13 protein-coding genes and 2 pseudogenes are annotated in these 11,114 nt (G+C 65.2%); 10 read left to right on the top strand and 5 right to left on the bottom strand.

All coding sequences use genetic code 11. From position 1 onward, the window contains the following. On the bottom strand, positions 1 to 210 hold a 210-nt coding region (locus tag ABZS61_RS34460), incomplete at its 3' end, for a hypothetical protein (RefSeq protein WP_356430373.1). Between ABZS61_RS34460 and ABZS61_RS34465 the strand changes: the two genes are divergently transcribed. Both ABZS61_RS34465 and ABZS61_RS34470 read left to right on the top strand, forming a co-directional pair. Next, complete coding sequence (locus ABZS61_RS34465) at positions 200 to 475, top strand: hypothetical protein (protein WP_356430376.1); 276 nt, start codon at positions 200 to 202, stop codon at positions 473 to 475. The two genes, ABZS61_RS34460 and ABZS61_RS34465, sit on opposite strands and share 11 nt — an antisense overlap. Positions 476 to 1,137: 662 nt before the next feature. After that, a complete protein-coding gene (locus tag ABZS61_RS34470) occupies positions 1,138 to 2,346 on the top strand; it encodes an IS701 family transposase (RefSeq protein ID WP_356430378.1) in 1,209 nt (402 codons plus the stop codon). Positions 2,347 to 2,532: 186 nt separating this feature from the next. Here the strand turns inward: ABZS61_RS34470 and ABZS61_RS34475 are convergent, their stop codons facing one another. Continuing rightward, positions 2,533 to 3,516 (bottom strand): phosphotransferase, encoded by a 984-nt coding sequence (locus tag ABZS61_RS34475; protein ID WP_356430381.1) that lies wholly within the window; start codon positions 3,514 to 3,516, stop codon positions 2,533 to 2,535. A gap of 432 nt (positions 3,517 to 3,948) precedes the next feature. Between ABZS61_RS34475 and ABZS61_RS34480 the strand changes: the two genes are divergently transcribed. Both ABZS61_RS34480 and ABZS61_RS34485 read left to right on the top strand, forming a co-directional pair. Further along, the gene (locus ABZS61_RS34480) at positions 3,949 to 4,308 is read left to right on the top strand and encodes a hypothetical protein (RefSeq protein ID WP_356430384.1); all 360 of its coding nucleotides are present in this window, start codon (positions 3,949 to 3,951) and stop codon (positions 4,306 to 4,308) included. Next, positions 4,305 to 5,801 (top strand): caspase family protein, encoded by a 1,497-nt coding sequence (locus ABZS61_RS34485; protein ID WP_356430387.1) that lies wholly within the window; start codon positions 4,305 to 4,307, stop codon positions 5,799 to 5,801. The genes ABZS61_RS34480 and ABZS61_RS34485 overlap by 4 nt, the downstream gene beginning before the upstream one ends. A 232-nt stretch (positions 5,802 to 6,033) precedes the next feature. Here ABZS61_RS34485 and ABZS61_RS34490 read toward each other — a convergent pair whose 3' ends face one another. Then, positions 6,034 to 6,351 (bottom strand): hypothetical protein, encoded by a 318-nt coding sequence (locus ABZS61_RS34490; RefSeq protein WP_356430390.1) that lies wholly within the window; start codon positions 6,349 to 6,351, stop codon positions 6,034 to 6,036. A 476-nt stretch (positions 6,352 to 6,827) separates the two neighbouring features. Here ABZS61_RS34490 and ABZS61_RS34495 point away from each other — a divergent pair. Both ABZS61_RS34495 and ABZS61_RS34500 read left to right on the top strand, forming a co-directional pair. Then, positions 6,828 to 7,436 (top strand): annotated as a pseudogene (locus ABZS61_RS34495) (transposase family protein); the annotation flags it as partial. A gap of 182 nt (positions 7,437 to 7,618) precedes the next feature. Further along, a complete protein-coding gene (locus ABZS61_RS34500; RefSeq protein WP_356430393.1) occupies positions 7,619 to 8,188 on the top strand; it encodes a suppressor of fused domain protein in 570 nt (189 codons plus the stop codon). A gap of 27 nt (positions 8,189 to 8,215) precedes the next feature. Here the strand turns inward: ABZS61_RS34500 and ABZS61_RS34505 are convergent, their stop codons facing one another. Beyond that, positions 8,216 to 8,533, bottom strand: coding sequence for a transposase (locus ABZS61_RS34505; RefSeq protein ID WP_356430405.1), 318 nt, complete (start codon positions 8,531 to 8,533; stop codon positions 8,216 to 8,218). Continuing rightward, positions 8,530 to 9,816: an ISL3 family transposase gene (locus tag ABZS61_RS34510; protein ID WP_356430396.1), complete on the bottom strand. Its 1,287-nt coding sequence runs from the start codon at positions 9,814 to 9,816 to the stop codon at positions 8,530 to 8,532. The genes ABZS61_RS34505 and ABZS61_RS34510 overlap by 4 nt, the downstream gene beginning before the upstream one ends. A gap of 140 nt (positions 9,817 to 9,956) precedes the next feature. Between ABZS61_RS34510 and ABZS61_RS34515 the strand changes: the two are divergent. The 4 genes and pseudogenes from ABZS61_RS34515 to ABZS61_RS34530 all read left to right on the top strand — a co-directional run. Beyond that, positions 9,957 to 10,093 (top strand): annotated as a pseudogene (locus ABZS61_RS34515) (IS5/IS1182 family transposase); the annotation flags it as partial. A gap of 50 nt (positions 10,094 to 10,143) precedes the next feature. Next, positions 10,144 to 10,275, top strand: coding sequence for an NUDIX hydrolase (locus ABZS61_RS34520; protein WP_356430408.1), 132 nt, complete (start codon positions 10,144 to 10,146; stop codon positions 10,273 to 10,275). A 31-nt stretch (positions 10,276 to 10,306) separates the two neighbouring features. Further along, positions 10,307 to 10,468, top strand: coding sequence for a hypothetical protein (locus ABZS61_RS34525; protein WP_356430399.1), 162 nt, complete (start codon positions 10,307 to 10,309; stop codon positions 10,466 to 10,468). 219 nt (positions 10,469 to 10,687) lie between these two features. After that, entirely contained in the window at positions 10,688 to 11,080 is a 393-nt protein-coding gene (locus tag ABZS61_RS34530) for a hypothetical protein (RefSeq protein ID WP_356430402.1), read from the top strand. Positions 11,081 to 11,114 lie beyond the last annotated feature (34 nt).

The raw sequence follows: 11,114 nt of genomic DNA on the forward strand, positions 1-11,114 counted from the left end.
GTCGCCGATGACGTCAGTGCCGGGACTCCTGGAAACGAAGAAATCGGCCGCGCGGGAAGCAGCCGAGCGGAGCCGCGAGAAGCCGCGAGGATCGCGGCCGTGCCCGAAGAGGCTGAGCGACTGGTCGAACGGCTGGTCATCGCCCGGAAAACGCGGTGGAAGTGCTGGCCGAGGCATGGATGTGGTGGAGGAGAACGCGGTGACCGCCACGGCGGCGGGATCGCCGGTTCCCTGCCAGAGCGGGCGGCCGGCAAGGACGGCCCTCCCACCGGACTACCAGCCGATCATCTCGGTGCTGGAGGCCGAGGCCAGGCTGGGGCGGGACAGAACGCGAGCCAAGGAACTCGCGATGGCCCTGGGACTGGAAGCGGTGCCTGCGAAGATCGAGGGAGTGCGTTCGCGGGCGAAACGACTGGCCGAGCGCGGGTGGATCACCGGGCACCAGTCCGAAAAGTTCAGCATCGTGACGCCGTGACAATACGGTTCAGGCCGCCAGGGACACAGTCGTCGTGGCCACGTGAATGCGACAAGCGAGGCGTCGACTCATCAACATGGTCATCACCCACACGACCATGGACTCGCTGGTAGCGGGCAGCGTCTCGCAGCCGCGGGCCAGCCGCCGTAAGTGCATTGGAGGCGTATCGGGCCCAGGTTCCTCCGACTTCGGGTGAACAGGCGGGTGGCTGTCTACTCTGCTCCGTTGCTGTTCAAGGCCTTGAGTACGTGATCCAACTCGTTCGGCATCACAGCAACAAGAAGGGCACCCTCGGGAGAGGTGCACTCGACGATCCTGGACCCCCCGTTGATCTTCACGGCCTCGCGCAGCGACGGTGGACGCACGCTGACCCGACGCAAACCTTCCGGAAGGGATACCGCCGCGCCGGCCTTGGTCTGGGGCTCCCAGGCGACTCCGGAAGGACCTATCAGCAGCCGTCCACGGACCCATCGTCCGTCCAACGAAGGGTGCCGGAGGAGGCAGGCAACCTTGATCACATTTCCCTGAGCGGCACTGCAGGCACGTTGCTTCGCTTGACGGCGGAACAGCCACGCCGTCAGCCCTGCTGCTGCCAAGGCAACCACTAGTAGGGCTTTGTTAGGTCTCTGGGCATGCGGTCGTCTTGGTGGTTTCCTGATGGTATGAGGGCGAATGAACTCGCTGCGTGTAGGGGCCGGTTGGAGGAGTTCGCTGGGGAGGTGTTCGCGCCCTTGGTGCGTGCTGATCAGCGGGTGAAGGGCGGGTTGTATCTGCGTGGCCTGCTGCTGGACGGGCGTCGGAAGTCGATGCAGCCGATGGCCGGACGGCTCGGTGTGGACCATCAGCAGTTGCAGCAGTTCATGACCTCGTCGACCTGGCCGGTGGACACGGTTCGTACGAAGCTTGCCCGCCGGGCGGTGGCGGTGGTCCGGCCGCAGGTGTGGGTGGTGGATGACACCGGGTTCCCGAAGGACGGAACGTCCTCGCCCGGGGTCGCCCGTCAATACTCCGGCACCCTGGGCAAGGTCGGGAACTGCCAGATAGGGGTCAGTGTCCATGCCGCGTCCGACACCGCTTCGTGCCCGCTGTCCTGGCGTTTGTTCCTGCCCGGCAGCTGGGACAAGGCCGAAGCATCCGGTCGTCGGGCCCGCTGCCGGATCCCCGAACAAGAGCATCACCGGCCGAAATGGCAGCTCGCGCTGGACATGCTCGACGAGCTGGCCACCGTCGGCCTGCGGCCCGCGGTGCTGGTCGCGGACACCGGCTACGGAGCGAACGCCGACTTCCGCCACGGCCTGGAGGACCGCGGCCTGGCCTATGCATTGCAGGTCAAGGGTGAGATGACCGCCCACGCCGAGACAGCCGAACCTTACGAGCCGCCCTACGGCGGGCTCGGGCCACGTCCGCTGCCCCGCTACCGGACCCGACCGGTCAGCCTGCGCGAACACATCCTGGCCGCCGGACGTGCACGAGCGGTCACGGTCACCTGGCGCAAAGGCTCCAAAGCAGCCATGTCCGCCCGCTTTGTATTCCTGCGCGTCCGCCTCGCCGGCCGCCGCCCGAAGCCGGCATCCGATGGTGTGATCGGTCTTCGGTGGCTGGTAGCCCAGTGGCCGGAAGGCCAGGACGAGCCGGTCAAGTACTGGATCTCCAACCTGCCGGCCGACATCCCGGCCCGGGATCTGGTCCGCCTCGCGAAACTACGCTGGCGCATCGAGCACGACTACCGTGAGTTGAAGACAACGCTCGGACTCGACCACTTCGAGGGCCGCTCGTTCACCGGCTGGCACCGCCACGTCACCCTCGTCACTGCCGCCCACCTCTTCCTGACCGAACAGCGGTCCAGCCCAAAAGTCCCTGCCAGGGCCTGACCCTCTACCAGGCCCTGGCCCTCCTCCAGCACCTGTTAGCCACCTGGACCGGCACCTGCCCCACCTGCCGACAACCCACCCCATGGCAGCCCTACGACACCACCTAACAAAGCCCTACTAGTGCTCTGACCGTGAAGGTTCACCGTGTTGAGGTTGGAGCAACGGCCGATGGGCTCGTGGTTGCGGTTACGAGGGGCGCACTGTGGGTGTGTTGAGGACGTACTTGCCCGGTGCGCTGTTGGCCAGCGCGGCCACGATGTCGGCATTGGACCGCACTTCGTCCCAGCGGCGCTGGAAGGTGCAGTAGGCGATGGCATCGAGGCCGATATGGATGAGGTAGGCATGGAGGCGCTCACGCAGGTGGGTCGGGAGCGAGCCGGCGGTGCGCCAGTGGCCCAGCAATGCGGCGTAGATATCGACAGCGCGCCACTGTGGGTACCACGGCCACCAGTAGATGAGCCAGGCGGCGTCGTAGAGGGTGTCGCCGTACAGGGCGTTGCCCCAGTCGAGTACGGCGGTGACGGTGCCATCGGCAGCGAGGACGTTGTGACTGAGCAGGTCGCCATGGATCATGTTCCGCTCGTTAGGCAGGTATGGCGTGAGCGCGGCGAGTGCGGCCAGCCCGGCTTCCACCGGTCCGAGCCCGATCTCGGAGTCGGCCAGCGCTGCTTTCCAGCCGGGAACCCGGGCCGTCTCGGTACTGATGGCCAGCAACGCGTTCGGCCAGGAGTCATACGGAGCTTGCCCGTCTGGGGTCCAGATCCCGTAGCCGGCGGCGCCGGAAAGCTCAATTTCGCCGATGGCGTCGAGCGTGGTCAGGAGGCTCGGCAGCGTCAGCGTCACGTCGGCGGCGGACAGGTTGTCGAACCCGATCCCGTGCGCGCGTGCCGAGATCGCATAATGCCAGGTGTCGACCACACCCCGTGCCAGCACCGGCGGCACGGGCAGGCCGGGCCTGGCGAAACCGGCGACGCGTTCGTCCTTGGCGAAGTCCGCACCATGCGCCCCGACGCGCAGGACCGCCTCCGCACCATCGATGGTCAATTCGAATGCCTGCGACCAAGCACCGGCCGCCAGCGGCTGCGGGTCGGTCGCGCGCGCCCCGAAGGACGTGCGCACCAGCTGGCGGGCCAGGTCCGACAGCGTGGCGGGTGCAGGTTCGTTGGGCATACGAGCAGGCTAGTGCTCTGACTGAATCGCCGGTTTACTTCCGGCCGTGGCGGCGAGTGGTTGTCCGCCCCAGCGGATGCCTTTCTCGCTGCGGATGCGGCTGGGCCTGATCTCTGATGCCACGGCGAGCAGGACCCATCAGAAGCTCCGGACCCTGGATGGCCAGCCGGGATTTTCTGCCGAACCTGTGTCCGGCTTCCCAGGCGAACAACCAATTCTGCTCTCCCAAGCGTTCGAGCTCGCGGAACGGGAAACGGGTCTGAGTGTTCGGGAGCTGGCCCAGGAGCTGGCGTGGACGCCGGCACATGTAAGGGAGCTGCTGGCCATGCCGGACAGTCGACCGGTGCTGAGGCTGGTCTAAGTTCTCTCGGACACGCGCCTCAACCCCTACTACGCTATGTGCTTCATGTGCCGCATCTGAGAGGAAGTGTCGTGATCGTCGAGATCGGCTTGCAGGGTGACGAAGCAGGTTACGAGCTGCGACAGTTAGAGAAGTGGCTGCGGGAGGATGACGGACTCGCACGAGCCACGATCTCGGGCCGGAACGCGCCGACGGAGAGCGGCGACATGGGACCGGTACTGGAAGCGCTGCAGGTGCTCTTGGAACCGCAAGGTGTCTTGGCCGCAGTCGCAGCGTCTGTCGGCACCTGGGCCGGGGTGCGGCGTCGTAACGTCCGCATCCGTGTGCGCAGCGGTGAGAAGGAAGTCGAGATCGATGCCACGCGATTGCGTGACCCGGACGACATCGCGAGGCGCATCCTGCGCGAGCTGGATAGCAAGCACGAGGCATGACTTTGCTACCGAACACCACAGCCCGAGCCGTATTGATCGGTACCGCCACCTACCGAACGTTCGACGAGATTCCTCACTCGTATAACAACGTTCGCGGCCTCTGCGAGCTACTTACCGATCTTGAGCTCGGCAGTTTCACTCCCGAACACATGAGGCTGATCGACGATCCGGCGACGTCGGCAGACATCATGCAGCCGCTCAAGCAGGCGGCTGAAGAGGCCGAGAGCGTCCTGCTGGTCTACTACAGCGGTCACGGCCAACTGACCGGGGAAAACAGCGAACTCCACCTCACTCTCACCGGCAGTGAGCCCGATGCGCCGTGGTCCAGCCTGCCGTTCTCCTACGTGGCTGACATCATCAAGCAGTCTGGAGCCTCCACCAAAATTGTTGTGCTCGACTGCTGTTACAGCGGCCGTGCGCACAGCGACCTCATGTCGGACCCATCGCAGCTGGTCAAGGACCAGCTCGCCACCGAAGGTCTGTACTGCCTCACTTCGGCGCCGAAGAACCGCCCTTCCAAAGCACCGGAAGGGCATACATACACCGCGTTCACTCACCACCTCTTGGAATCCCTCAGGGACGGGGTCCCGATGGCTGGCCCCTTGCTACGTATGGCCGACATCTACGGCGACGTACGCAAGAGGATGCGAGCAACCAAGTTCCCGCTCCCAGAGCAGTGCAACAGGAAGGAGGCAGGCGACTTCCCGCTCGTACGCAACCGCGCCTTCGGGGAAGATAGGGCCACAAGTTTCGTACCCGAGCTTGATTTCAGCAGGTCACGCGCCGTTGTCATCGGTTCCTCTACATACGACGACGATATGCTAGGTGTACTTCCCTCGTGCCGGAACGATGCTCTGGCGGTTCGGCAAGTACTCCTCGATAAGAACATTTTCGGTTTCGCGCCGGAGCACTGCACTCTCGTGCTGGATCCGGCCACGCCAGCAGATTTGCTAGGCCCAGTAGGGGACGCCGCGGAGGAAGCCGAAGACCTGCTCCTCGTCTACTACTCGGGCCATAGTGCCGTGACTAACGAAGGCGATCTGACTCTTCTAACAAGGAGGAGCCGGATGGATCGGCTCTCCTACACCGCTGCGCCCGCTTCAGTCCTCGCAGGAATTCTAGGTGAGTCCCGAGCGCGAGAGCACGTTGTCATCGCTGACGCGTGCTTCGGCGGGCGTCTATCGGGTGCTTTCGCCACCACGATGGCCGACGTCTACACCCTCTGCTCGGCAAACCGCACCGGACGGGCGATGGCAACTACCGACCATGGCGTTTTCACTGCCAATCTGCTCGAGATGTTGCAGGTTGGAATCCCGGGCGCTGCCCCGCATCTCAACCTGATCGACGTCTTCTCGGCGCTGCAGAACAGTGATGGCAGTGGGTCGGCCCCGTTCCTCTCTCTCAGTGGAACCAGCAAGATCCGCTGCCTGCTCCGCAACGGCTCAGACGAGATCAACACTGCTACCGAGCACAGCTGCCTTATGACCGCATAGCACTCCTGCAGGGCAGGTCTCACTTCAGACAACGTGGTTGCGCGGCCACGAGTCCCCACCACTGGTCAGGACGAACACGGAGGACTCCCTGACCGTCGACTTCCATGGCGAGGATGGCCGCAGCCGCACTTTCGAGTTCGGCGCCCTGCCCATGCCAGGCTGGCGTTTGTTCCTGGCCCGGTCAGTCGCCCTGCGGACCGGCTACAGCGGCGGGCCCAGGACTCTGGAGAGTTCACGGCTCCACCGGGTCACCGAAGATCCTCTGGTAGTGCAGGCGCTGGGCCGGATTCATGTCGCCGAGGGCCGCGATATGGCCGCGTTGGAGCTGTTCCAGCGTGATCACGGCGTAAGTGTGTCTGCAGAGGTGGGCGTGTGCCCTCTCCTCCAGCCCCGCTTCCTCGCAGCGGCGGTTGGCTGCGGTGAACATGTCCTTCCAGGTCGACAGGGCCAGCGGCATCCCGTCATCACCTAGCCTAAACATCGCCGGCTCAAGCCCTCGCTCGGTGTCCACCAGCAGTCGGCGACGCTCCAGCGGCCCAAGGAGACGCACGTCCACCTTCTGCCTGGCCACTGGCCGCAGTCAGGTCCCGCCTCGATGACGCCGGCGTGAAGACCCACTGGGCGGACTGCCGCTTCGCGATCGATCCCGGCAACCAGAATTTGCTGTAACCGGGCGGCCCTTCGCCCAAGGGGGTCTCAGACCTCAGCAGGGTGGACTGCTCCTCCAACCGCAACCCGGTGCGGACCAGTACTCCAGCCGGACTTTGATGTTTTGCCTGGTCAACGGCTTGGGTGTGGGGATTGTAGCGGGGTGGTGGCGGGTGTAGGGCGGGTTTGCCGGGCCCGTCCCGCGAACGAGTGCCCGCGCCGTGTGTAGTGACATCGAGTTGGACAGCGACCATGGGTGACTGAGCTCTTTCAGAGTGGCCACTGATCGGGTGACGGGCCAGCGCCCCGCAACTCACGAGGCTCCCGTGCCGTTGAGAGAGGTGCTCGACGTCTCAACTCATCAGCACAGGAGCATCGTTGGTTCCCCGCCCTGCCGCCCTCGACCTGCCTCATGCTCTGGTCGAGTGGGTATCGATGCTCATCTTCACCCGTGAGGGTGACCGACGCTGCAAGCTCCCGCCCCACCAGCGCGCCCTCGTCGGTCTGGTCTACCTGCGCCGGCACGACACGCTCACGCAGATCGCCGCCGGCTTCGGCATATCCGTCGGGACCGCCCACGCCTACGTCACGGCCGTCGTCGATCACCTGTCCCGCCGGGCACCCGGCCTGCTGCGGGTCCTGCGCGAGACGGATCCTGATCACGTCCTGCTCGACGGGACGCTCGCCGAGTGCGACCGGGTCGGCGACAGCCGGGCCGACTTCTCCCAGAAGCACCGCCGTCACGGCGTGAACGTGCAGGTCGTGGCCGATCCCACCGGCAAGCTGCTGTGGATCTCACCCGCGCTGCCCGGCCGCACTCACGACCTGACCGCGGCCCGCACCCACCGCATCATCCGGATCTGCGAACGCCAGGGCGTCCCCGTGCTTGCCGACCGCGCCTACATCGGGGCCGGCCCCTGGGTGACCACGCCCATCAGACGGCTTCCCGGCCAGGACCTCACCACAACCCAGCAGACAGTCAACCGAGTGGCTTTGTTCACGTTCAGCAGCAGCGTTTGTTGATGGGTTTCAGCAGCGGCTGGTCGGTATCTGGCTCGTGGATGCTCACGAGAAATGGTTCTGGCGCAACTTCTGTGGACCTGTTGCGGAGCGTGACTGGTGACGGCCCCGGTGGCGTGCGCCGGTGAGCGATCGTGCAGGCTGGACACATGGCCAGTCGCGTTGAGAAGTACCTCGCCCATATTGATCGACTTTCCGGAGGAAGGGAGCCCCGCTTCTTCCCTGTCGAGTCGACCAAGCAGGGGCTGCGGGGCGTGACAGAGATCGTTTACGACAACCTGCCGGACGGGCTTCTCACGGCGCTCACCTATGGCTTGTCGCTGGCGGAGCATCCCGATTGGCAGCACGGCTCGCCGGAACTCTGCCTCAGCGTGAACTCGACCAACGTGATCTGGGCCCACGCCGTGGGCTTCCTCGCCGAGCAGCTCCGTGGAACCTGCCCATTCAGTTACGGCAGCACGATCAACTTCGGTGAGCGCATCGTGCCCGAGTCAGAGATGACGGCATTCTGCGTGTTCGCGCCGCTGGTCCTCGACAGAGACGACTACCTGGGCATCGACGTCGGCATTCCGGGACACGAGGGCCACGACGTGATCAACATCCAAGGGATGTACCCCATCCACGAGGTCGAGCGGCAGTTCATCAACGAGTACGGGCTTGAAGCCTTCTGGAAGAGCGACTGGGAGCCCACCAACGTGCTCCGGCGCCCCGCGATCTGATCTGGGGAGGGCAGCTGGTGGACGGCATCAGGCGAGCAGGACTCGCTTGCGTAGGAGCGCGAAGCCGGCTCGGCCAAACATCTGGCGCTTGAGCATCTTGATCCGGTTGACATGCCCTTCCACCGCGCCCGAGCTCCAGGGCAGAGTGAGTCCGGCGGTGACGGCTGCGAGGTCGCGTTCGATGCCCGCGGCGAGGCTGTGGAGGCTGGGCAGGTTGTCTTGTCTGACGACATCGAGCCAGTCCGGCAGATGCTCACCCTGGCGCTCGGTGAGCATGGTCGCGAAGGACCGGACGTGCCTGGTGAGGGCGTCGATCTCGGGGCAGTTGGCCTGGACGCTCTTCAGCTGGAGGTGTTCGGTCTCGGAGAGGGTTTCCGGGCGGCGGAGGACCCATCCGGCGACGGCCCGGGGAGAGGGCGGCGGGCCGTCACGGGCCCTGGCGAGGTGCGTTTCAGGCGGAGGTAAGCGCGAACGCGCTGGTAGCTGCCCTGATAGCCGAGTGGGACGATCTCTTCCCATAGCTTCCAGGCGTTGGTGTGACCTTCGTTCCAGCGGTCGTCGAGGTATGTCTTGTACTCGTCGAGGACCGAAGTCCGAGTCTGCCACTGGCCGGTGAAGAGATCTTCCGGTCGGCCGGCGTCCGCATAGCGCTTGACGGTTCGGCTCGTCATGCCCAGCTGCCGCTGGATGGCGCGGCGGCTGTGCCCTGCCTCCACCAGAGCATGGACCGTGGCGTGCGTGGTCCGCGTTCGGTCGGCGAACCGGTGGCCGGTCGGCCATGGCGAGCCGGATGGCTCCTCCGTGGGGTCGGCCTCGGTCTCGCTGAGTTCAGGTGTCTCGGGTATCAGGACTCGCAGGCATTGGCGGTGCTGGGCGATGCTCCGCTCGGCGGCCTCGCTGAGGTTGTGCCAGAGATGCCAGCGATCCGCGACCTGCACCGCCTGAGGGGCACCCGCGGTCGCGCCCTCGGCGAAGAACGGCGCACGGTCCCGGCAGATCACCTCGATTCCCGGCCGCTCGGCCAGCCACGCGGCCAGGCTCGATGACTCCCGGTCGGGCAGCATGTCGACAGGCCGGCGGGTTTCGACGTCCACGAGGACGGTTCCGTAGTGGCGTCCCTTGCGGGTGGCGTACTCGTCGACGCCGACCACCCGCGGAGCTGACACTTCCGGCTCGGGAAGTGCGTCGACCAGCCGCAGGACAGTGCTGCGGCTGACCGGCGCACCGACGATGTCGGCCAGCCGGGATCCGGCCCGGCCCGCGAGGGCGAGACCGATCGCGGCCAAGGTCGAGCGGAGCCGCTCGGTCCGCTGGCCGTTCCTTCGGGTCAGGCCGGATACCTGCTCAACGAACGTACGTCGCCTGCACCCGGCATTCCGGCAGGCGAACCGGCGCACCCTCAGCTGGAGTACGACCCTTCGCCCCGCACTCGGGACATCAGCGGGAAACCTCAGGTAGGAGCCATGAACCTGGGAGGACCACCCCTCGCAACCCGGACACAAGGCGCCGGTGGCCGTGCACCGCACATCAACACGCACTATCGCGACGCTCACGTCGACCGACAGCACCGCGACGTCCGCGATCGACGGGAACAACAACTCATGCAGCCGGAGCAAGATCTCATTCACAGCCCCGAACTGTCCGCCCAGCCACTCCTGCCACTGCTCGTTTTGAGGCAACTTCCCGAGGAGTCGCAGGGAGTTCAATCGTCACTCACAGTGCACGGATCACATAACCTGAGCCAGAACCACAACCCGTGAATAAAGCCAACCGAGCCCTGTCAGTGACACGAGCACCGGTCGAACGATGCATCGCGCGACTCAAGTCCTGGCAGATCCTTCGCGGGCCCGCTGCAGCCCCAACCGGATGACCGTCATCGCCGCAGCCATCCTCACCCTGGAACGTCTAACCGCCACGGCCAAGTCCTCCTCCATCTCCGCGACGACCTCCCCGAGATCGCATGGCCCGCCCACTGGGCCGTCTTGGGTGGAGGCTGCGACCCCGGGGAATCTCCAGCCGACACGATCATCCGCGAGCTCGATGAAGAAGCAGGGCTGATCCCCCGAGAACCTGACCGAGCTGTTTGAGATCACCGACTACCGCGGCGCCGGGCAGATCGTGACCTTCTTCGCGGCCTCATGGGATGGAGACGAGAGCGGCCTCCTTCTCGCGGAGGGCGTCAAGCTCCAGTTCTTCGCCCCCGACTACCTCGACATCCTCACGATCCCGCCGTTCATCCGGAACGGGATCTATCGTCATCTGGCCACCATGCCCTCCTGATCACCCTGTCCTTCCGGGCGGGCACGGCTCTCACAACGCTCTGACCGGCAGAGGCTTGCTCGTTCTAGGCAGGCAGCGTTGCGAGTACTGCACAGGACGATCAGTTGGGGGAAAACGCCGCCTCAGGCTATGTGAACGCAGAGAATTGCCCTCAGCCGTGGACTCTGGGTGCCGGCGTTCGGAGCGACGAGCAGACGTAGAGACTGCAGGGGGTGCTGAATGAGGCATGACGACGCCTACCACTGGCCGCCGGAGCTGCTGGAACTCATGATCGAAACCGTGCCTCGCCTCATTCGGAGCAAGGAAGGCGTGATCACCTTCCTCCGAGGAGCAGGTGTCAGCGAGCAGCTGCTGGCACCTCACCAGGCACTTCTGGCGAGTGAGCCAGCCAAGGTCAACAAGTTCAAGATTGTTCGATCGGTACTCGGGCATCTCAACGAGCAAGGTGACGCCGCACTTGGGGTTCGCCGGGCCCTCCTGAAGCGCGTGACGGAGTTCGAGAACTTCTCATCCTGCTGGCCCGAAGACCAGCTGAAGGCGGAAGGCCTAGTTGTACTGCCCAGCCAGGTTGGTCGAGTTTGTGTGACGACACGATCTGAATCTGCGAGATGACGAAGGCCTCCGGTTGTGGAGTGGAGCTGTCTAG

Source organism: Streptomyces sp. NPDC005566, from assembly GCF_040605575.1.
In the GTDB taxonomy this organism is placed as follows: Bacteria; Actinomycetota; Actinomycetes; order Streptomycetales; family Streptomycetaceae; genus Streptomyces.

Coding starts and splice junctions, on each gene's coding strand:
- ABZS61_RS34475 (WP_356430381.1), bottom strand. CDS start 3,516: ATGCCCAACGAACCTGCACCCGCCACGCTGTCGGACCTGGCCCGCCAG.
- ABZS61_RS34530 (WP_356430402.1), top strand. CDS start 10,688: ATGAGGCATGACGACGCCTACCACTGGCCGCCGGAGCTGCTGGAACTC.
- ABZS61_RS34485 (WP_356430387.1), top strand. CDS start 4,305: ATGACTTTGCTACCGAACACCACAGCCCGAGCCGTATTGATCGGTACC.
- ABZS61_RS34500 (WP_356430393.1), top strand. CDS start 7,619: ATGGCCAGTCGCGTTGAGAAGTACCTCGCCCATATTGATCGACTTTCC.
- ABZS61_RS34470 (WP_356430378.1), top strand. CDS start 1,138: ATGAGGGCGAATGAACTCGCTGCGTGTAGGGGCCGGTTGGAGGAGTTC.